The 20,655-nt window shown below is 71.1% G+C and carries 15 protein-coding genes; 12 read left to right on the top strand and 3 right to left on the bottom strand.

Annotation, left to right across the window (positions count from 1 at the left end; all coding sequences use genetic code 11):
• Nucleotides 1-11: 11 nt before the first annotated feature.
• The 3 genes from I4J89_RS33475 to I4J89_RS33465 all read right to left on the bottom strand — a co-directional run bounded on the left by I4J89_RS33475 (nt 12) and on the right by I4J89_RS33465 (nt 3,923).
• Nucleotides 12-1,274 (bottom strand): ATP-grasp domain-containing protein, encoded by a 1,263-nt coding sequence (locus I4J89_RS33475; RefSeq protein WP_196418150.1) that lies wholly within the window; start codon nt 1,272-1,274, stop codon nt 12-14.
• Between the two features lie 105 nt (nt 1,275-1,379).
• The gene (ccrA, locus tag I4J89_RS33470) at nt 1,380-2,714 is read right to left on the bottom strand and encodes a crotonyl-CoA carboxylase/reductase (RefSeq protein ID WP_196418149.1); all 1,335 of its coding nucleotides are present in this window, start codon (nt 2,712-2,714) and stop codon (nt 1,380-1,382) included.
• A gap of 3 nt (nt 2,715-2,717) precedes the next feature.
• Nucleotides 2,718-3,923 (bottom strand): ATP-grasp domain-containing protein, encoded by a 1,206-nt coding sequence (locus I4J89_RS33465; RefSeq protein WP_196418148.1) that lies wholly within the window; start codon nt 3,921-3,923, stop codon nt 2,718-2,720.
• Between the two features lie 274 nt (nt 3,924-4,197).
• Here I4J89_RS33465 and I4J89_RS33460 point away from each other — a divergent pair, with 274 nt between their 5' ends.
• The 12 genes from I4J89_RS33460 to dapF are packed head-to-tail and all read left to right on the top strand — an operon-like array spanning nt 4,198 to nt 20,654.
• Nucleotides 4,198-5,490, top strand: a complete 1,293-nt coding sequence (locus I4J89_RS33460) for a KamA family radical SAM protein (protein ID WP_309238575.1) — start codon at nt 4,198-4,200, stop codon at nt 5,488-5,490.
• 19 nt (nt 5,491-5,509) lie between these two features.
• Nucleotides 5,510-6,568, top strand: a complete 1,059-nt coding sequence (locus I4J89_RS33455; protein WP_196418147.1) for an iron-containing redox enzyme family protein — start codon at nt 5,510-5,512, stop codon at nt 6,566-6,568.
• A gap of 36 nt (nt 6,569-6,604) precedes the next feature.
• Nucleotides 6,605-7,285: a 2OG-Fe dioxygenase family protein gene (locus I4J89_RS33450; RefSeq protein ID WP_196418146.1), complete on the top strand. Its 681-nt coding sequence runs from the start codon at nt 6,605-6,607 to the stop codon at nt 7,283-7,285.
• A 25-nt stretch (nt 7,286-7,310) separates the two neighbouring features.
• A complete protein-coding gene (locus I4J89_RS33445) occupies nt 7,311-7,628 on the top strand; it encodes an antibiotic biosynthesis monooxygenase family protein (RefSeq protein ID WP_196418145.1) in 318 nt (105 codons plus the stop codon).
• Nucleotides 7,625-10,750 carry a non-ribosomal peptide synthetase gene (locus I4J89_RS33440; protein ID WP_196418144.1) on the top strand — a complete coding sequence of 1,042 codons (3,126 nt, stop codon included), beginning with the start codon at nt 7,625-7,627 and terminating at the stop codon, nt 10,748-10,750. The genes I4J89_RS33445 and I4J89_RS33440 overlap by 4 nt, the downstream gene beginning before the upstream one ends.
• A gap of 1 nt (nt 10,751) precedes the next feature.
• Complete coding sequence (locus I4J89_RS33435) at nt 10,752-11,717, top strand: LLM class flavin-dependent oxidoreductase (RefSeq protein WP_196418143.1); 966 nt, start codon at nt 10,752-10,754, stop codon at nt 11,715-11,717.
• A complete protein-coding gene (locus tag I4J89_RS33430) occupies nt 11,714-12,946 on the top strand; it encodes a class-III pyridoxal-phosphate-dependent aminotransferase (protein ID WP_196418142.1) in 1,233 nt (410 codons plus the stop codon). The genes I4J89_RS33435 and I4J89_RS33430 overlap by 4 nt, the downstream gene beginning before the upstream one ends.
• A gap of 15 nt (nt 12,947-12,961) precedes the next feature.
• On the top strand, nt 12,962-15,733 hold the full coding sequence (locus I4J89_RS33425) for an amino acid adenylation domain-containing protein (protein WP_196418141.1): 2,772 nt from the start codon (nt 12,962-12,964) through the stop codon (nt 15,731-15,733).
• A 1-nt stretch (nt 15,734) separates the two neighbouring features.
• The gene (locus tag I4J89_RS33420; RefSeq protein WP_196418140.1) at nt 15,735-16,952 is read left to right on the top strand and encodes a condensation domain-containing protein; all 1,218 of its coding nucleotides are present in this window, start codon (nt 15,735-15,737) and stop codon (nt 16,950-16,952) included.
• Complete coding sequence (locus tag I4J89_RS33415) at nt 16,949-18,151, top strand: MFS transporter (RefSeq protein ID WP_196418139.1); 1,203 nt, start codon at nt 16,949-16,951, stop codon at nt 18,149-18,151. The genes I4J89_RS33420 and I4J89_RS33415 overlap by 4 nt, the downstream gene beginning before the upstream one ends.
• A gap of 3 nt (nt 18,152-18,154) precedes the next feature.
• Nucleotides 18,155-19,876 (top strand): non-ribosomal peptide synthetase, encoded by a 1,722-nt coding sequence (locus tag I4J89_RS33410; RefSeq protein ID WP_196418138.1) that lies wholly within the window; start codon nt 18,155-18,157, stop codon nt 19,874-19,876.
• Nucleotides 19,869-20,654, top strand: a complete 786-nt coding sequence (dapF, locus tag I4J89_RS33405) for a diaminopimelate epimerase (protein WP_196418137.1) — start codon at nt 19,869-19,871, stop codon at nt 20,652-20,654. Before I4J89_RS33410 ends, dapF begins: the two co-directional genes overlap by 8 nt.
• Nucleotide 20,655 lies beyond the last annotated feature (1 nt).

Here is a 20,655-nt window from a genome sequence, read left to right as displayed (position 1 = left end):
GCTCCCCCCGATCAGGCGTACCTCGGGCGGATGGTCTCCCGGATCGCCTGGCACACCCGCGTGGCGTCGGCGTGGCTGGCGACGGAGCCGTGCGCGATCAGCACATGACTCCTGGTTCCGTCGCGCCAGTCGATGCGGTCGCCGGGATCCAGCTGGCGGTCGACCCGGTGCACACCCTCGATGGCGCGAGCCTGGCGAATTCCGGCCAGGTCCACCAGCTCCGCCGCCTCGACGGGCGGTTGCAGGAAGTATTCGAACTCGACGGTACGGAACACCAGCGGCGGCACCTCGGGAAGTTCGCCGAGGGCGAGGAGCAGAGCCGCCCGGATCAGATCGAAGCCGGTGGAGCGGTACAGCAACTCGGGTACGTAGCCGCCGACCCGGGCGTTGACTTCGATGACGCGCGGGCCCTCCGCGGTGAGCTTCAGCTCGGTGTGGGTGACCCCGTGCCGGACGCCCAGAGCACGGACGGCGGCGACGGCCAGGTCGACGGCTCTCGCCGCGTCGGCGGGAGCCAGCGTCGACGGTATTACCACTCCGGACTCCCGGAACGGCTTGGCGAGCGGGAACTTTCCGGTTACACAGACCGGCCTGATCTCGTCGTCGCACACCAGCGACTCGACCGACACGTAGTCACCCCAGTCGGGCCCCGCCGACGACCGGTCACCGACCAGAAGCTCCTCGACGATCACGGGTCCTGCCCAGCCCGACTCCCGGATCGCCAGGAGCGCCCGGTGCCCCTCGGCGAGCGTGTTCACCTGAGTGGTGTTGCGGCTGCCCACGCCGGTCACCGGCTTGATGACGGCGGGCAGGCCGACCTTGTCCAGCGCGATGCTCAATTCGTCAGCCTCGTCGACCGTCTGGTAGCGGACGTGATCGAGTCCGGCCGCGGCGAGGGCGTCCCGCTGTGCCTCCTTGTCGGTGCACCGGCGCATCACGTCACGTGAGTGGAACGTCAGACCGGCCAGCTCGGCGATGCGGGCCGCCTCGGTCAGGCGCGCTTCGCTGAAGGTGACCAACCCTTCGGCTCCCGCGTCGCACAACTGTTCCGCGACCGAGTCGGGGCGGGCACCGGTGACGTCCAACGTCGGTCCGGCCGCCTCGATCAGCCGGCGCTGGCGGCGCGGTCCGGCCGCGGCGTAGTCGCAGACGAACAGGACGCGGCATTGGCCCTTCGCGGCGGAGACGATTTCCGTCGGCCCGGCGGCGCCGCCGCCGTCATACAGAACCGCGACAATGGGCAGAGCATCGTCTGCCGTTCGCGACGAGTTCACATCGCTCCTCTCGGCCGGAACCAAGTCCAGTCGTTGATGTAACGGTCCGCGCGGCGCTCGATTCGAAGATTGGAATCCGGTGCCGGCGCAGGGGCACCGGCACGGTCAGAAGCGGCGGAAGCGGTTGATGGCGTGTTCGTGCTTCGATCGCAACGCTTGATCGGTGATGCCGTGGTCCTCGGAGGGTGACATGCACAGGACGCCCACCTTGCCGTGGTGGCGGTTGTGGAAGACGTCGTCCACCGCGGTGCCCACTTCGGACAACGGGTAGGCGCAGGACAGCGTGGGATGGATGCGGCCACGGACGATCAGGCGGTTGGCCTGCCAGGCCTCGCGGTAGTTCGCGAAGTGGGAGCCGATGATCCGCTTGAGGTGCATCCACAGGTAGCGGTTGTCGAACTCGTGCATGTAGCCGCTCGTCGACGCGCACGTGACGATCGCGCCGCCGCGCCGCGCCACGTACACCGAGGCGCCGAACGTCTCGCGGCCCGGGTGCTCGAAGACGATGTCGACGTGCTCGCCGCCGATCAGCTCGCGGATCCGCTCGCCGAACCGGCGCCACTCGCGCGGGTCCTGGGTACGCTCGTCGCGCCAGAACTGATAGTTCTCCACGCCCCGGTCGATGATCGCCTCGGCACCCATGTCCCGGCAGATGGCGGCCTTGCGCTCGCTGGAGACCACGCAGATCGGGGTGGCGCCGCCGGCGAGTGCGTACTGGGTGGCGTAGGACCCGAGCCCGCCGGCCGCACCCCAGATGAGGATGTTGTCGCCCTGCCGCATGTCGGCGCCGTTGCGCGACACGAGTTGCCGGTATGCGGTCGAGTTGACCAGCCCCGATGAAGCGGCCTCGGCCCAGCTCAGATGACCGGCCTTGGGCATCAGCTGGTTGGCCTTGACCAGCGCGAGCTCGGCCAGCCCGCCGTAGTTGGTCTCGTAACCCCAGATCCGCTGCTGCGGGTCGAGCATGGCGTCGTCGTGCCCCTCGGGATCCTCCAGCTCCACCGAGAGGCAGTGCGCCACCACCCGGTCGCCGGGACGCCAGCGGCGGACGCCGGGACCGGTGCGCAGAACCACGCCGGCCAGGTCCGACCCGATCACGTGGTACGGCAGGCTGTGCCGGGCCGCGGATCCCCCGGTGCGGGCGTACCGGTCGAGGAACGCGAATGTGGACACCGGCGAGAACAACGCGCTCCACACGGTGTTGTAGTTGATCGAACTGGCCATCACGGCGATCAGCGCCTCGCCCGGTCCCGGCTCGGGCGTGGGCACGTCCTCGATGTGGATCGACTTGGCCGGATCCCGCTCGGCGGCCGGCACACCGTCGAACATGGTCTGTTCCGCGCGCCGCAGCACCGCGGCGCGGTAGTGGTCCGGCACGGGCAGGGCCGCGATCTCGGCGGAGCCGGCGTTCTCGACGGTTTCGGCGAAGGCGGAGTCCATGTGTCACCCGATCTTGATCTCGTCATGGAACCAGGCCACGGTCCGGTCGATGCTCTCGTCCACCGCGGCCCGGTCAGGACCGGCCAGCACCGCCGAAGCGATCGCCTGTGTGCTGTAGCTCGCTCGCGGCATGACCGTGCCGAGCTTCGCATGCAGGCGGTAGTCGACGACGCCCCGCACCGAGCAGTGCTCCGGCGCCGCGATCAAGGCGCCCTCGACCGGCGGGAACAGCAGCCAGCCGACCACCCGATCCGGCTCGGCGGCGATTTCGGGAACGGGCCCACCGGTCATCGCGCCGAAGTAGGCGGCCCCGAGGTCGACGCCGAACGCGAGCTTGACCGCCGCGTGGATCTTGCCACCGCCGATCCGGCTGGCGATCTCGTTGAACACCAGGCGGCCGTCCGGGGTGTGGAACACCTCGGCGTGGAAGAGGGTGATGTCCGGCGTCGGCAGCGCGGTCAGCGCCCGCTCGGTGATCTCGATGAGCGGCCCGTGCAGCGGGTCGTCGGCCGCCAGCTGCACACTGCGCATCTCCAGGCCGTCCCGGTGGTTCAGGCAGGAGCTGATGGCGGACGGCCAGATCAGGCGCGGGACGCCGCCGACCACCAGACCGTCGACGTGGTAGATCTCGTGCTCCACGTAGCCCTCGGCCAGGAGCGGGGCGCCGTCGTCGGTCCACAGGGCCCGCTCGGCGCCGAGGAAGCGCTCGAGGTCGGCGTCGTCGCGGAGCACCTCGACACCCATCGAACCGTGCCCACGCCGCGGCTTCACGACGATCGGGTACGGGTGATCCCGCAGGAAGCGGTGGATCGCGGTGGCGTCGGGAGCGGCCGCGAACGGTGCCACCGGGATCCCGGCAGCCGCCAGCAGCTCCTTCATCCGCAGTTTGTCGCGGAACGCCTCGGCGCTGCGGACGTCCTGCCCGGTGACGCCCATGGCCTCCCGCAGCCGCGAGGCGCGCAGCACGTCGACCTCCGACATGGCGACGACCGCGTCGAACCGGTGCCGTTCGTGCAGGCGCAACGCGGTCAGCTCGACCATCGGGTTGTTCTCGTAGCCGGCGATCGGCACGACTTCGGCGTACCGGCTCAGGTCGGCGTCGGCCGTCACCTCGTCGTCGGTCACCACCGTGATCGACCCCGGCTCGCCGAGCCAGGCGTGATAAGGCGTGTTCGCCAGTGCGTACCGATTGAGGACCAGCACATTCATCGCACGTTCCCCTCGCATTTTACCTCGTGCGGCGCCCACCGAGTCCGTAATCACGCCCGGAACCGTTCACTGCGGTGGATTCGAGCGCCACACTAACAGCGTCCGGAGCCGACGCCGCAGCCGTACGGTCATATTGAATTTTTCGAAGGCAGTCATCGATATCTTTTGTGGACATCTCGATCCGGGCTGACGTAGATTCGTTCCCGGACACATCGTCGATCATCAACACGGGGGTCGAAATGATCAACCATTGTGGCCAGTTCCGGGCGGGTCCGTGACCGGGTCGGCACGGCGCATCGGCACCGTCAGCGGCACCGGCCTGAGCACTCTGGTGCTGGACCGCACGGGTGACCGGAGGCTGGCCGAGGACGTGCGGGTGGTGGCCCAGGTGCTACCGTTCAAGGTCAATTCGTACGTCACCGAGGAACTGATCGACTGGTCACGCGGCTCGGACGACCCGATCTTCAGATTGGTCTTCCCGCACCGCGACATGCTGCCGCGTGATGACTTCGAGAGCATCCGCCAGGCACTGGAGAACGGTTCCCGGGATGAGGTCGCGGGTATCGTCGGAACAATCCGGGAACGACTCAACCCGCACCCGTCCGATCAATTGACGAGAAACATCCCGCAGACCACGGATTTCGATCCCTGGGGTCTTCAGCATAAATACCGGGAAACACTTCTGATATTTCCACGGCACGGCCAGACCTGCCATTCCTACTGTGGATACTGCTTCCGCTGGGCGCAGTTCGTGCAGCAGCCGGAGCTGCGCCAGGAGACCTCCGGCGCGGCGGCCATGACGCGGTACCTGCAGGACCACCCGGAGATCACGGACGTGCTGCTCACCGGCGGCGATCCGCTGGTCATGCGCACCGCACTGCTGGAGCGCTACCTGCGTCCGTTCCTCGACGGCGTGCTCCCGCACGTCACGACCATCCGGCTCGGCACCAAGGCGTTGTCGTTCTGGCCGTACCGCTTTCTCGACGGCCCCGAGGCGGACACCCTGCTCGAACTGCTGGCCCGGCTGGTGCGGGACGGCCGGCACGTCGCCCTCATGCTGCACGTGTCACACCCGCGGGAGCTGGAGACCGATGCCGCGCGGCAGGCGATCCGCCGCCTGTACGACACCGGCGCGGTCCTGCGCTCACAGGCGCCGCTGGTCCGGCACGTCAACGACGACGCCTCCACCTGGAGCCGGATGTGGAGCGCCCAGGTACGGCTCGGGATCGTGCCCTACTACCTGTTCGTCGAGCGCGACACCGGAGCCAGCCGGTACTTCGGCGTGCCGCTGGTGCGCGGCTGGCAGATCTACCGGGACGCGATCGCCGGCCTGTCCGGACTCGGCCGCACGGCCCGCGGGCCGGTGATGTCAGCGGCCCCGGGCAAGGTGGTCGTGGACGGGCCGGTCGAGCTCGACCGCCGGCCCGCCTTCGCCCTGCGGTTCCTGCAAGCACGCCGGCCGGAGCTGGTGGGCCGGCCGTTCTTCGCGGCCTTCGATCCGCACGTGCAGTGGTGGGACGAGCTGAAGCCGTACGGCCCGTCCGATCGCCCGTTCTTCGCCGAGTAGCCGCCAGGAGAGAGAAGTCATGACGATCATCGATGCCCGCACGGCCCGGCCACTCTGGGTGGACCGCGCGTATCTGGAATGGCTGGCCGACCAGCCGGCCGGCGCCTGGGACGAGATCAACGCCGACTTCGGCCTGCGCCAGGACATCCTGCAGACCTGCCAGGCCCTCATCCAGCGGGCGTACGCCGAGCGCGACCCGGCCGCGCTGCAGCAGATTCACGACGTCCTGCTCGTCATCTACGACCGGGACTTCGCCGTCCCCGAGCCGGACCAGACCGACGCCGAACGTCAGCCGCTGCTGCGCGACATCGCCGCCACCTTCGAGCGGGCCATGCTCGCCGACGAGATGCGCCAGGTGCCCGACGAGCAGATCACCGGGTACCCGACCAACGGCAACCAGTACCTGACCTGGCTCAAACGGCTCATCGCGCAGCACCCGGCCCGCAACCACGAGCTCTACGAGAGCTACCTGCCGGATGAGGCCACGGCCGACGACTTCCGGTTCTACCTCGCGCAGGAAACCAGCCTCGACCCGCGCTTCGACGACATTCTCGCGCTCATGCAGGTCGGCACGAGCGGACCCGAGAAGATGGAGATCGCCACCAATTACTGGGACGAGATGGGCAACGGCCGTCCCGAGGACGTGCACACGCGGCTGTTCGCGCACACGCTCCGGTGCCTGAACGTCGACGACGAGTACGTACGCGAGAACCTCCTGCTGGAAGCGCGCGTCTCGTCGAACCTGTCGTCGTGCCTCGCGCTCAACCGCCGCCACTACTACCGAGCGGTCGGCTACTTCGGCGTGACCGAATACCTGGTACCGCAACGGTTCAAGCCGTTCATCGCCGGCTGGCGCCGGCTCGGCCTGCCCGAGGACGGCCTCGCCTATCACGACCTGCACGTCCGCATCGACGCGGTGCACGCGGCCGGGTGGTTCCACAACGTGGTCTCACCGCTGGTCTCGGCGAACGCGCAGGCCGGACGCGACATCGCCGCCGGAGCGCTGATCCGCCTCAACGCATCGGCCCGCTACCTGGACACGCTGCTCGCCGAGCTCCGCAAACGATCGGCCCACTGAAGCACACCAGATCGCCTGAAGGACGGTGACGACCGCATGCCTCTCAACGCGCAACACTTCTCGATCTTCGACCTGCCGCCCATTCCGCAGGAGGTCGCCGACAGCTTCGCCGACCTCAAGTTCGACGAGTACATGGGCGAGAACCGGTACCGCCGATTCGCCCAGTTCAAGATGTTCCGCTCCGGCGACCGATGGGAGTTCGAGCGGCTGCCCCTGCGGCCGTACGTCACGTTCTCCAAGTACAACCCGGTCGCCGGCGGCATCCGCCGCCACTACCAGCCGATCGAGGCGGACTTCACGCCGTTCATCCGCGCCGGCGCCGAGGAGATCCCGCTCGATCCCGCGCAGGACTGGCAGATCAACGTCCACCAGTTCCGGATCGTCGTGAAGAAGGACATCGAGGGTGTCATCGTGCCGGAGGGACCGCACTCCGACGGCCGCGACTACGTGCTGATCGGCGTCTTCGACCGGCACCAGATCACCGGCGCCGAGACGGCGCTGATGAGCCCGTCGGTCGACGGCAAGCCGTTCCACACCACCACGCTGGCGGCCGGCCAGGGCATCGTCTTCGCCGACCGGGAGATGTTCCATTACGTCTCCGAGATCGAGCCGACCGGCGAGGAGGGCCACCGCGACACGCTCATCGCGACCTGGGTGCCCTGGTCCGACAAGTGGTACGGCGACGAGTTCGAGGAACGCGCCATCGCCGAGGGCTGAGCCACCAGACGCCGAAGGGGAGAGCATGTCCGAGTCGTACGTCGCGATGACGCTGTACTTCCGGGTCGCCGGCACCGATGCCGGGGAACTGCGGGCCCTGGCCGAGGCCCGTGCCGAGTTCTACCGCGACTTTCCGGGCCTCGTGCTCAAGGCGTTCGTGCACGACGCCGAGGCGGGCCGCTACGGATCGCACTACATATGGCGCGACGAGGCCGCGGCCCGCGCGTTCCGGGAGAGCGATCTCATCGCGCAGATGGTGCGGCGCTTCGGCCACCAGCCCGAGATCCACCAGTACCAGGTCCTGGCGCTCGTCCAGCCGCAGGCATCGGACATCGGCTCATGACCACGGCCGTCCCGCTCACCCCGGCACAGCAGGGCATCCTCTTCGAATGTCTGGCCTCACCGGTCCCCGACCTGTACGTCAACCAGCACAAGTGGCTGGTCGCGCCGGAGGCCGTCGAGCATCTCGAGGCGGCACTCGACAGCACGACCGCGCGGCACGAGGCGCTGCGGCTGCGGTTCGTCCCGGACGGCGACGGATGGTCGCAGACGACGTTCCCCGAGGGCGCGCCGGTCGAGCGCCTCGAGGTGCCGGTCGACCCGGCCGCCGAGCCGGAGCGGCTGCGCACGGCGTTGCAGGAGGTACGCGAGAGCTGCGGTGTCCGTGAGCCGGGGCCGAAGTCCCGCTTCACGCTCGTCACCCTGGCCGACGGCGTGCTGCTCGTGTGGACGTACCACCACGCGCTGCTGGACGGCTGGAGCGTCGAGCTGATCCTGCGCGAACTGGAAGCCGTGGTCGGGTCGAGGCTCGCCGACGACGTCGTACGGTTGCGGCCCGCCCCGTCCTGGCTCGGCGTCGCCGAGGAGTCGCGGCGGATGCGCGACCGGGTGGCGGAGCGGGACGTGGCCTACTGGCACGCACGGCTCAGTGCCGTGGTCACCGGGGAGGAGGCCCCGGCCGCGACGCCGCGACGCCAGGAGGCCTGCGCCTACCACGAGGTCCGGACCACGCTGCCGGACGACGACTCGCGTGCCGTGCAGGCGGCGCTGCGTTCGGCCCGCCTCACCCTGGGAACCCTGTCGGTGGCCGCGGTGGCGCTGGCCCGGGTCGCCGCCGAACGCGAGACACCGGCCGTGATCATCGGCGGGATCACCGCCGGCCGGCCGGCCGAGCTCACCGGCCGCGACCAGGTCGCCGGCCTGCTGGCACAGGTGGTGCCGGTGCTGGTGACACTGCCCGGCGAGACGCCACTGGCCGAGTGGCTGGCGACGCTGCAACAGGAGCTGTCGCAGGACCGTGAGCACGCCACGGCGCCACTGTGGGAGATCCAGCGGTCGCTCGGCCGGGAACGGTCGCTGTTCGACACCGGCGTGGCCATCGAGAACTTCCAGACGCCGATCCCGCCGTTCCTGGCCGACCCGCCGCTCGCCTGGCGCGCGGCCGGCGCACTGCCGGAGGGCAGCAAGTCCAACTACACCCACGCGGTGCACGTCATGCCGGGCGACCGGATCGAGGTGTTCCTGTCGACGGCCGCGGATCAGGCCGGCCGTGCCGAGGCGGAGCTGCTCGTCGAACGGGTCGCGCACTTCCTGCGGCTGCTCGTGACCGAACAGGGGCCGATCCAGCCCCGGATGTGGCTCACGCCGGCCGAGAGCCGCCGGGTCACCTCGGACTGGAACGCCACCGACGAGCCGTACCCCGCCGAATTCACGATCGCCGAGCTGGTCGCGCGGCAGGCCGCCGCCACACCGCACGCGGTCGCGGTCGTCCACGGCGACGACCGTCTGACCTACGGAGAGCTCGACAGGCGCGCCAACCAGCTCGCACACCACCTGGACGCCGGACCCGACGACGTCGTGGCGATCCGCATGCGGCGCACGCCGAGCCTCATCGTGGCGCTGCTGGCGGTGTGGAAGGCGGGCGCCGCCTACCTGCCGCTCGAGCCCGACCATCCGCGCGACCGGGCCCAGTTCCAGATCGAGGACGCACAGGCCCGGGTCCTGCTGACCGAGCAGGCCCTGACGCCCACCGCTCCGTCCGTCGCGGCCACACACACCGTGGACCTGGCCGCATGGGAGTACGGCCACCATCCGGAGAGCGCACCCCGGGTCGCGGCCCGGCCGGAGAACGTGGCACAGGTCCTCTACACCTCGGGCTCGACCGGCCGGCCGAAGGGTGTCCTGCTCGAGCACCGCAACCTGACCCGCTACCTGCACCGGATCAACGGCATCACCTGGGGGCCGGAGCTGCGCACGTTGCACTACTCCCCGATCTCCTTCGATGCACAGACGTACGAGATCTGGGCCGCCCTCACCCACGGCGGCACCTGCGTGCTGGCCGCTGACGGGCCGGTGGTGCCGGCCGTGCGCGCCGCCGTCCGCGACCACGGCGTGAACGCCATGTGGATGGCCTCGTCCTTCTTCAACGAGATGGCCGACATCGAGCTGTTCACCGACTTCGGCGAGGTCGCCATCGCGGTCGGCGGCGAACCGGTCTCGCCCCCGCATGTGGCGCAGGCGTACCGCCAGTCGGACCGGCTGCGGCTGGTGAACATCTACGGACCGACGGAGTGCTCGGTCAAGGCCACCACCCACCCGATCCCGCGCGACGCCGGCTACACCGTCTCGGTCCCGATCGGACGGCCGCTGCCCAACGTCCGCGCGTACGTCCTCGACGAACAGCTCGACCCGGTACCGGTCGGCGCGACCGGGGAGCTGTACCTCGGCGGCCCCGGCGTGGCCCGCGGCTACCTGAACCGGCCCGAGCTGACCGAGCAGAAGTTCCTGGCCGATCCCTTCCGGCCGGGCGAACGTGTCTACCGCACCGGCGACCTGGTGCGCTGGCAGGCCGACGGGCTGCTCGACTTCGTCGGCCGGGTGGACGACCAGGTCAAGGTCCGCGGCTACCGCATCGAGCTCGGCGAGGTCGACGCGGCGCTCGTCGAGTCGCCGCTCGTACGACAGGCCTGCGTCGTGGTACGCGAGGACAGCCCCGGTGACCGCCGCCTCGCCGCCTACCTGGTGCCGGTCGCCGGTGCGCCGGAGGACTGGCTCGACGACGTACGCAAGCGGCTCACCGCCCGGCTGCCCGACTACATGGTCCCCAGCAGCCTCACCGTGCTCGACGAGATCCCGCGCACCGACCGCGGCAAACTCGACCGGGCCGCGCTTCCGGCCCCCGCGCAGCGGCCGGACCGGACCGGCACGGATCAGGAACCGCCGCGCGCGGGTCTGGAGACCGAGCTGGCGCAGATGTGGGCCACCACCCTGAACGTGACGCACGTCGGCCGCAACCAGAGCTTCACCGAGCTCGGTGGCCACTCGCTGCTGCTCATGCGGGTCCTCATGGAGGTGCGTCGGCGCTACCGCCTCACCGGAATCCCGGTCGGGCTGGCGGGAGCGCGCACGGTGGCCGAGATGGCCGAGATGCTCCGGCAGGAGAGGGCGGAACCCAGCGATGGATGAGATGTCGCGAAGCATGCTGTTCCCCGGGATCGCCTTCGGGGTGCATCCCGGGCTCCAGCACACCGAGCCGGCGGCGCTGCAGGAGGTCTGGCGGCTCGTCGAGCGTCTCGGCTTCGACTGGATCTCGGTCTTCGACCACCTGTACGCGGCGAACGGCACCTCCGACGCCGACTGCCTGGAGTCGATCGCCATGCACACCCTGCTCGCCGCGACCACCCAGCGGGTGCGCTGCGGCTGCCTGGTCTACGTGCCGTCGTACCGGCATCCGGCGATTCTCGCCAAGGCCGCGGCCACCATGGACATCATCTCCGGCGGCCGGATCACCCTGGGCCTCGGAGCGGGCTGGCACCGCCGCGAGTACGAGGCGTTCGGGCTGCCCTACGAGTCGCGGCCCCGGCGGATCCGGCAGATGCAGGAGGCCCTGCGCTGCGTGGACGCGCTGCTCAACGGTGCCGGTCCGGCCACCGTGAACGGCGAGTTCTTCCGCCTCGACCAGGCCCGGTGCGAACCACGGCCGGTGCAGTCCCGGCTGCCGCTGTGGGTCGGCGGCGGCGGTGAACAGCTGACGCTGCGCGTCGCTGCCGAGGCGGACGGCTGGAACGTCGCGTTCGTGCCTCCCGAGGTCTTCCGGCACAAGAAGGCCGTCCTGGCCGGCCACTGCGACGAGCGCGGCCGGTCGGTATCGGAGATCACCTGCTCGGTCAACATCGGGCTCGCCTGGAACGAGGACGACCTGCTCGAGCAGTTCGGCCGCAACGCCGAGCAGAGCCGGGCCGCGGTGCTGCACGGCTCGGTCCAGCAGATGCGCGACCTCATCGGCGCGTACGTGGACGCCGGCGCCGACCAGATCAACGTGGCGGTGCGGCCCCGCAAGGGACGCGGGCACCGGCTGGACGGCTTCGCACGCCTGGCCGACGTGCTGGGTCTGGTACCGCTGCTCTCCCCGTCGCTGGAGGGCGTGCGATGAACCCGGGCACCGTGGCGGCCGCCTGCAAAGCCACGACGCTGTTCGAATGGGTCGCTCAGGACGGCTACACGCCGCTGGAGATCGTCAGCGCCGAGGGGTCCGCGTTCCGTACCGCGGACGGCCGGCGCGTGCTCGACTTCGCCAGCCAGCTGGTGGTCACCAACCTGGGCCACTCGCTGGAACCGATCCACCGCCGGGTGTACGAGGCGAGCCGCGAGCTGAGCTATGTGACGCCGCTCGCCGCGACCCGCCAGCGCGCCGAGCTCGGGGCACGGCTGGCCGCGTTCACGCCCGACCACCTCACCAAGTTCTTCTTCGCCAACAGCGGCACCGAGGCCAACAACGACGCGATCCGCATCGCACGCGCGGTGACCGGCCGCCGGCACATCCTGTATCGCGGACGCTCGTACCACGGCAGCCACGGTCCCGCCGCGATGTCGAGCGACGACGACCGGCGGCGGTTGTGGGAGCAGGAGCCCACCTACAGCGTGCCGTTCCGGGCCGGCTCCGGCGTGGTCCGCGACGACGTGGCGGCGTTCCGGTGGGCGGTCGAGGCGCTCGGCCCGCGCGGGATCGCCGCGGCGGTGATCGAGGCGGTGCCCGGCGGCAGTGGCGTGCTCGTACCCGCCGACGGCTACCTGGCCGGCATCGCCGAGGTGTGCCGGGAGCACGGCATCCTGCTGATCTGCGACGAGGTGCTGACCGGGTTCGGCCGTACCGGGCGCCGGTTCGCCTTCGAGCACTGGGACCTGCGTCCCGACCTGGTCACCATGGGCAAGGCGCTCAGCGCGGGGGTGGCGCCGATCGCCGCGGTCGCGGTGAGCGCGGAGATCGCCGAGCGGTTCGGCGACACGCCGCTCGGCTGCGGGCACACCTTCAGCGCCCACCCGCTCACGGCCGTGGCCGCGTCGGCCGCGCTGGACGAGTACGAGCGGACCAACGCCGTGGAGCGCGCCGCCAAGCTCGGCGAGGTGCTCGGCCGCGGGCTGCACACGGTCGCCGGCAGCAGCGACGCCGTCGTACGGGTGCGGTCGATCGGGATGCTGGGCGCGCTGGAACTCACCGAGGCCGAGGTAACGCGACTCAAGCATTGGCACCAGCGGCTGCTCGACGCCGGCGTGTACGTCATCGCCAAGGGCGCGAACCTGATCGTCGCGCCGCCCCTGGTGATCGACCGCACCGAACTGGACGAGGGCCTGGCCACGATGGCCCGGGTGCTGGCCGGGTAACAAGGAGAAACGCCGATGCGCCTCGCACAGATCAACCTGCTGTCGCCGGATGAGATCCGCCGGGTCACCCGCGACTGGAACGAGACCGACGAGCCCTACCCTACGGATCTCACCCTGGCCGATCTCTTCGAGCGGCAGGCCGGCACGACCCCGCAGGCCGTGGCGATCGTCCACGGCGAGCGCACGCTGACGTACGCCGAACTCGACCAACGCGCCGACCGGCTGGCGCGCCACCTGCGGGCCGGCGGCATCGGGCCGGACGACGTGGTGGCGGTCCGCATGCCCCGGTCTCCGGAACTCGTCACCGCGCTGCTGGCGGTGTGGAAGGCCGGTGCCGCCTACCTCCCGCTCGACCCCGAGCATCCCGACGACCGGGCCGAGTACCAGATCCGGGACGCCGGCGCGCGTACCGTGCTCGCCGGGCTCTACGGCTACGACGCCGACCCGCACCCGGCGCCGCCACCGGTCGACAGGCATCCGGGGCAGCTCGCGTACGTGGTCTACACCTCCGGCTCGACCGGGACGCCGCGCGGCATCCGGACCCGGCACGACAACCTGCTCTCCTTCGTGCTGCGCTCCGGTGTCGACCCGTTGACCCCGGCGGACACCGTGCTGTCGACCTGCTCGATCTCGTTCGACGTCTTCACCTACGAGGTCTGGGCCACCCTCCTCGCCGGAGCGCGCCTGGTGCTTCCGGAGCCGGGCTGGTTCCCGGACGCCGGGTCGCTGTCGCGGGAGATCCGGCGGCACGCGGTGACCCGGTTCTGGCTGCCGCCGGCACTGCTCAACAGCATCTCCCCCGGTGAGCTGGACCTCACCGGCGTGCGGCACCTGATCACCGGCGGCGAACGCGCGTCGGGCGTCCACTGGCGATCGCTGTTGCGGCAGTACGACGGGGTGCTGTGGAACGCGTACGGCGCCACCGAGAGCACCGGCTGGAGTTTCCTCTACCCGCGGCGCGCCGGCGACGACGTGCCGGCGGAGGTCCCGCTCGGACGGCCGATCCCGAACATGCGCGGCTACGTGCTGGACGCGCGGCTGCAACCGGTACCGGCCGGTGTGGTCGGCGAGCTGTGCCTGGCCGGTCCCGGCGTCGCGGCCGGCTACACGGGACAGCCGGAGCTCACCGCCGCCAAGTTCCTGCCGGACCCGTTCCGGCCCGGCCAACGGATGTATCGCACCGGCGACCTGGCCCGGTGGACCCCGGACGGGCTGCTCGAGTTCGCCGGCCGGGTCGACCACCAGGTCCAGGTGCGCGGTCAGCGGGTGGAACCCGGCGAGATCGAGGCGGTGCTCATCTCGTCGGCCGCGGTACGCCAGGCGTGCGTGGTGGCAGGCACGGACCCGGACGGCCGGCAGCAGCTCGCCGCCTATCTGGTGCCGGAGGACGTCACGGACCCCGCAGAGCAGCGGGCCTACCTGGACGCCTGGCGGCGCGTGTACGACGAGGTGGACGACACCGCCGCCGACGTCGCGTTCGACATCGCCGGCTGGCCGTACCCGGCCGCCACCATGCGCGAGTGGGTACGCGGCACGCTGACCCGCCTCGGCCCGGGCCCGTACGGCCGGGTGCTGGACATCGGCTGCGGCACCGGACTGCTGCTGTGGCGCCTCGCGCCGGACAGCGACCGGTACATCGGCACCGACTTCGCCGGCTCGGTCGTCGAACGCCTCCGCGGCCATCTGGCCGGCGACCCCGGCCTGGCCCACGTCGACGTGCGCACACAGGAGGCCACGGACCCCGCGGGCCGCGACCACGACCTGGTGATCTTGAACTCGGTCGTGCAGCACTTCCCGGACGTGGCATACCTGGAGCGGGTGCTCACCGGCGCGGTCGAGGCCGCCTCGTCCACGGGCCGCGTCTTCGTCGGCGACGTGCCGCACCGGACCGCGTCACCGGCCGGCCCGCCGGGCGAGCTTCAGGTCGACCCCGGCTGGTTCGTCGACTTCGCGGTCCGCCACCCGCGGCTGCGCCGGGCCCGGATCCTGCCCAAGACCGGCACCGCCGACACGGTCATGAACCGCTACCGCTACGACGTCTGGCTGGAACTCGGTGCGGACGCGGACGACACCGGCCACCCGCCGGCCACGGTCGACTGGTCCGCGTTCGACGACACCCTCCGGCAGCCGCACGACGAGTTGATCGTCACCGGGATCCCGAACGCGCGTGTCCTGCCGGACGGCGACGGCCGGGCCCCCGCACTCGACGAAGCCCTGGCCATCGACCGGCACACCGAGGTGAGCTGGACCGCGCAGGCGGGCACGACCTTCGAAGTCTGCTACGCGGCCTCACCCGAGCGGGCCGCGACCGCCATGTGGCGACACGTGCGGTCGACCGCGCGCGGCGGCACGACGAACCGGCCCCTCGCCGGCCGGTCGGCCGTCGACGCGGCACGCGAGGCGGTGCGCCGGCGCCTGCCGTCGTACATGATGCCGGCCGCCTTCACGGTGCTCGACGCCCTGCCGCTGAACAGCAGCGGCAAGGTCGACCGATTCGCGCTGCCGGCACCGCGGTGGGGCCAGGACGTCCGGCGCGCCGCCTACGTGGCACCGCGGACCGACGTGGAGCAGCTGCTCGCCGACCGGGTCGCCGCCGTGCTGCGCCTGGACCAGGTCGGGGTGAACGACAACTTCTTCGAGCTCGGCGGCGACTCGCTGCACGCGCTCAAGCTGGTCGCGCTCGTCCGCACGGCCGGCATCACCGAACTGACCGGTCAGGACGTCTTCACGCACCAGACGGTCGCGGCTCTGGCCGACGCCGTGCGGACGAGCCGGGAGAAGCGCTGAGATGGCCGGAACCCGCAGCACGCCACTCTCGCCATGGCAGGAAGGCATGTGGCTGCACACCCAGCTCAACCCGGACGAGCCGGTGTACACCATCGCCCGGCCCATGGTGGTCCACGGCGACGTCGACGAGAACCGGCTGCGCCGTGCGCTGGAGACCGTCGCGGGCCGCCACGAGCCGCTGCGCACGACCATCCAGCCGGGTCCACCGCCGGTCCAGTGCGTGGCGGACGCGGCGACCGTCGAGCTGCGAATGTTCACCGCGGACGACCACACCGCGGCCGTCCAGCTGGCCACCCGTCTCGCCGGGGAGACGTTCGACCTGGCCGCCGGACCGCTGTGGCGCGCGGCGCTGATCCGGTACCACCCGCGCGAGCAGATCCTGCTGCTCACCCTGCACCACCTGATCGCCGACGGATGGTCCGTCACGCTGCTGAGCCACGACATCGCCACCGCGTACGAGGGCGCCACGCTGCCGGAACTGACCACGCAGTACGCCGACTTCGCGGCCCGGCAGCAACGCCGGCTCACGGACAAACGGCGGGAGAAGCAGCTGGCCTTCTGGCGGGACCAGCTCACCCCGCCGCCGCCACCGCTCAACCTGCCGCGCCGCACCGGGCACCAGGGCGAGCGCGAGAGCCTCGACATCGGCTGCGAACTGCGCGAACGGCTCGTCAAGCAGGCACGGCGGCAGCGGGTCACCCTGTTCGTCACGATGCTCAGCGCGTACGCGTACCTGCTCGGCACGTACTGCGGAACGCGGGACCTGGTCGTCGGCTGTCCGGTGTCCCGGCGGCAGACGCCGGAGCTGGAGCTGGTGATGGGCCTGTTCATCAACACCGCCCCGGTACGCGTACGCCTCGACGACGAGATGACCTTCGCCGAGCTCGCCGTGCAGGTCCGCGAGCGCATGCTGGACGCCTACGACAACCTGGACGTGCCCTTCGCCGACATGCTGCGAGCCACCGGCCCGGTATCGGTGCTGTTCCAGGTCACCGACTTCCACGCGCGCCTGGTACGACAACTCGGCGACGCGCAGGTCACCCCGTTCGACCTGGCGGCCGGGCCGATCCACCACGAGCTCGAGATGTCGGTTATCGACCACGGCGACCGGCTGCGCGTTCACCTCGGCTACCCGGTGCCGGCCTGGGACCGGCAGCGGGCCCGCGACTTCCTCGGCTACTACGTCAACGTCCTGAACAGTGTGCTGGACGACTCGTGAACGGCAAGGGCCTGCGGACCGTCCTGCGCGTCCCCGGCGTACCGAGATTGCTCGCGGCGCAGACGTTCACCGTCTTCGGCGACACGGCGCTGGTCCTCACGCTCGCCGTCTGGGTGGAGAACCGTACGGGCAACAGTTCCGCGGCCTCCATGACGATCTTCGCGTTCCTCGTCGGAGTCGTGCTGGCGCCGGCGGCCGGCCGCTTCGTCTCCCGGCACCAGCCGCGCCGGATGATGGCGCTGTCCAACGTGACCGCCGCCGCCATCGTGCTGCTCCTGCTGCTGGTGGACCGCGGCCCGATCTGGCTGGTCTACCCCCTGGCCACGCTGTACGCGTTCGCCGGGTCGATCTTCGCCGGGGTCCTCATCGGCTATCTGCGTGAGCAGGTGGCCGAGCCGCTGCGGGTCCCGGTCAACGCCGAGTTCCAGTCGTTGCAGCAGCTGCTGCGCCTGGTGTCGCCGGTGGCCGGCGTGTGGCTGCTCGAGACCGGCGGCACCGCGCTGATCGTCCTCGTGGTGGCCGGCACGCTGGTCGCCGGTGCCGCGCTGGTGATGCTCTGCCCGGACGTCGACGTCCCACCGGAGCCGGCGCACACCGGCCGGTGGGGTGGCTACGACCTGCTCTGGTCCGATCCGGCCCTGCGGCGGATCAGCCTGCTCACGGTTGCCGGCAACGGAGCTCAGGGTTTCGCGCAGACACTCGGCTTCCTGGTGATCCAGAACTCGCTGCACCGCGCCGCCAGCTTCATCGCGGTGTTCGTGACCATCCAGTCCCTGGCCGGGATCCTCTCCACCCGCATCGGCGCGATCCGGCGCATCACCCGTCCGACCCTGCTGGTCCGCATCGGACTGGTGCTGGCCGGGGCCGGCTACACCGTACTGCTGCTGCCCGGGCTCTACCCGGCGCTCATCGCCTTCGTCCTGGTCGGCGCCGGCCTCCCGTGGGTCCGCGTCGGCTACACCAGCGCGCTCCAGCAATACAGCACCCCGGCCACCGCGAACCGTATCGCCCTCGCCGGCCAGTCGCTGCTGAGCATGGCCCAGACCGCCTCCATCGCGGTCGGAGCCCTGCTCGGCCTGTTCCTCGACTGGCGGGTCCTCGCCGCCAGCATGGTCGCCGTCTTCCTCACGGCAGCGGCGGTCCGCGAACCGGCGCTGCGGCCCGCACCGCCGGCCGACCACCCTCACCTCGGGAGGTAGCACATGGTCGACCCGACCGAACCCGCACCGCCGGCAGCCGACCGGACGGTTCTCGACCTGCTGGCCGACCGGATCAGCGCGACGCCGCACGCCCCGGCGATCGCGCGGGGATCCACCCGGTGGGACTTCGCCGAGCTCGGCTCGCGTGTCGACGCGTACGCCGCGGGACTCATCTCCGAAGGCGTCCGCCGCGGCGACGTGGTCGGCATCGACGGCCGGCGGGACGCCGAGACCGTGGCGACGGTGCTGGCCGTCATGGCCGCGGGAGCCGTGGCGCTGCCGCTCGACCCGGGCCAGGGCCGGCTGCGGCGGCAGTCGCTGCTCGACGAGGCCGGTGCGAAGATCCTCGTCACCCCGCCGCCGTCCTCGGCCGACGCCGCGCCGGCGCCGCCGCGACCGGAGGATCCGGCCTACATCTTCTTCACCTCCGGAACGACCGGACGGCCGAAGGGCATCCTGGGACGGCACGGGTCGCTGGCGCACTTCGTCTCCTGGGAGCGGCGGACGCTCGGCTTCGGACCGCACGACCGGGTCGCGCAGGTCGCCGCCCTCTGCTTCGACGCCATGCTGAAGGACCTGCTGCCGGCGCTGACCGGTGGTGCGGCACTGTGCCTGCCGCCGGTCGACAAGCCGTTCGAGCATCCGGACGTCGTCCTCGACTGGCTCGCCGGCGAGCGGATCACGGTGGTGCAGACCGTACCCAGCGTGCTCGGCGCCTGGCTGGACACCGTGGCCGCCGGCTCGTCGCGGCCCGACCTGTCGGCGCTGCGCCTCGTCTGCCTGTCCGGCGAACCGCTCCAGGCCGCGCTGGTACGCCGGTTCCGCTCGGTCTTCCCCACCTTCACCGGCCGCATCGTGAACCTGTACGGCGTGACCGAGGCGACCGTGCTCCAGTCCTGGTACGAGGTACCGGCCGACCCCGGCGACGGCATCCAGCCGGTGGGCCACGCGATCGACGACGTCCAGCTGCTCGTCCTGGACCGGCACGGCGCGCTGTGCGGACCCGGTGAAGCCGGCGAGGTGGTGATCCGCAGCCCGCACCTGACCGCCGGATACCTGCACGGGGAGCCGGCGTTCGAGCCGAACCCGTTCCGCGACGATCCCAGCGACCTCGTGTACCGCACCGGTGACCTGGGCCGACTCGCGCCGGACGGCACCCTGTCGATCGTCGGCCGGCTCGACGACCAGGTGAAGATCCACGGCGTACGGGTGCAGCCCGCGGAGGTCTCGGCGGTGCTCGCCACCCACCCCGAGGTGGCCTCCGCGGTCGTCGTGGTGCGCGACGCCGCCCTGGTCGGCTACTTCGTCCCGCACACCGACGCCGCACCCGCACCCGCCGAACTGCGGAGCTACCTCGCCGAGAGGCTGGCGTCGGCCGCCGTGCCGGGGCGGTTCGTGCGGCTGGACGCCTTCCCGCTGGGCGAGAACGGCAAGGTGGACCGCGCCGCCCTGCCGCAGCCACCGGACGTCGTGGCCACGGACGACGGTCCGCTGTCGGCGACCGAGCAGCGCGTCGCCAGGATCTGGACCGAGGTGCTCAAGGTGCCCGGTGCCGGCCGCGGTGACGACTTCTTCGCGCTCGGCGGGCAGTCGCTCACCATGTTCCAGGTCATCGCACGACTGAGCACCGAGCTCGACGCCGAGGTCAGCATGCGCCAGTTCTTCGAGAACAGCACGCTCGCCGAGTTGAGCGCCGTGGTCGACAAGGAGGCCGGCCGTGGCTGACTTCGCCAGTTATCACGTGCTCGGCAACGACTACCTGGTGGTGGATCGCGCGGACTTCCCGCACACCGCCGAGGCCGCGCGGCTGGTCTGCGACCGGCACCGGGGCGTCGGGTCCGACGGCGTGCTGCTGCCGTTCTGGACCGACGGCGTCCCCGCCGTACGGATCTTCAACGCCGACGGCAGCGAATGCGGCCGCAGCGGCAACGGGCTGATCATCCTGGCGCGGCACCTGCGGGACACCGGCGCCGTCAAGACCGACCGGTTCACCGTGCGCACCCCGGCGGGTCCGACTGACGTCTCGATACGCGCCGGCGGATCCGTCCAGGTCTCGCTCGGCCGGTACCTGGCCGGCGACCCGGAACAGCTGGAAGTCGACGAGACGGTGCTCGACGCGACCCGGGTCGACATCGGCACACCGCACTGCGTGGTTCTCACGTCGCCGTCCTCGGCCCGGCGGCTCGGGCCGCTGCTCGTCGGCCACTCCGCCTTCGATCAGCGGTACAACATCGAATGTGTGGCGGTTCCCGACCGGTCGACGCTCGACGTCGAGATCTGGGAACGAGGTGCCGGATACACGCTCGCATCCGGGGCCGGCGGCAGTGCGGCAGCGGTCGCCGCGCACGCGCGCGGGCTGACCGAGCCGGTGGTGCGGGTACGCATGCCCGGCGGCACCGTACAGGTGGAGATCACCGACGAGGTCCTGCTCACCAGCCGCGCCAGCGCGATCGCCGGCGGCTTCTTCGCGTCCGACCTGCTCGCCGACCTCGGTGGGGAATGAC

Source organism: Actinoplanes aureus (genome assembly GCF_015704865.1).
GTDB classification, from domain to species: Bacteria; Actinomycetota; Actinomycetes; order Mycobacteriales; family Micromonosporaceae; genus Actinoplanes; species Actinoplanes aureus.
This window is presented reverse-complemented; position numbering and strand designations above follow the sequence as displayed.

What these genes read in the sequence shown, in the direction of transcription:
- I4J89_RS33445 (WP_196418145.1), top strand. Translation starts at nt 7,311, where the DNA reads ATGTCCGAGTCGTACGTCGCGATGACGCTGTACTTCCGGGTCGCCGGC.
- I4J89_RS33420 (WP_196418140.1), top strand. Translation starts at nt 15,735, where the DNA reads ATGGCCGGAACCCGCAGCACGCCACTCTCGCCATGGCAGGAAGGCATG.
- I4J89_RS33450 (WP_196418146.1), top strand. Translation starts at nt 6,605, where the DNA reads ATGCCTCTCAACGCGCAACACTTCTCGATCTTCGACCTGCCGCCCATT.
- ccrA (WP_196418149.1), bottom strand. Translation starts at nt 2,714, where the DNA reads ATGGACTCCGCCTTCGCCGAAACCGTCGAGAACGCCGGCTCCGCCGAG.
- I4J89_RS33425 (WP_196418141.1), top strand. Translation starts at nt 12,962, where the DNA reads ATGCGCCTCGCACAGATCAACCTGCTGTCGCCGGATGAGATCCGCCGG.
- I4J89_RS33465 (WP_196418148.1), bottom strand. Translation starts at nt 3,923, where the DNA reads ATGAATGTGCTGGTCCTCAATCGGTACGCACTGGCGAACACGCCTTAT.
- I4J89_RS33435 (WP_196418143.1), top strand. Translation starts at nt 10,752, where the DNA reads ATGTCGCGAAGCATGCTGTTCCCCGGGATCGCCTTCGGGGTGCATCCC.
- I4J89_RS33410 (WP_196418138.1), top strand. Translation starts at nt 18,155, where the DNA reads ATGGTCGACCCGACCGAACCCGCACCGCCGGCAGCCGACCGGACGGTT.
- I4J89_RS33430 (WP_196418142.1), top strand. Translation starts at nt 11,714, where the DNA reads ATGAACCCGGGCACCGTGGCGGCCGCCTGCAAAGCCACGACGCTGTTC.
- I4J89_RS33440 (WP_196418144.1), top strand. Translation starts at nt 7,625, where the DNA reads ATGACCACGGCCGTCCCGCTCACCCCGGCACAGCAGGGCATCCTCTTC.
- I4J89_RS33455 (WP_196418147.1), top strand. Translation starts at nt 5,510, where the DNA reads ATGACGATCATCGATGCCCGCACGGCCCGGCCACTCTGGGTGGACCGC.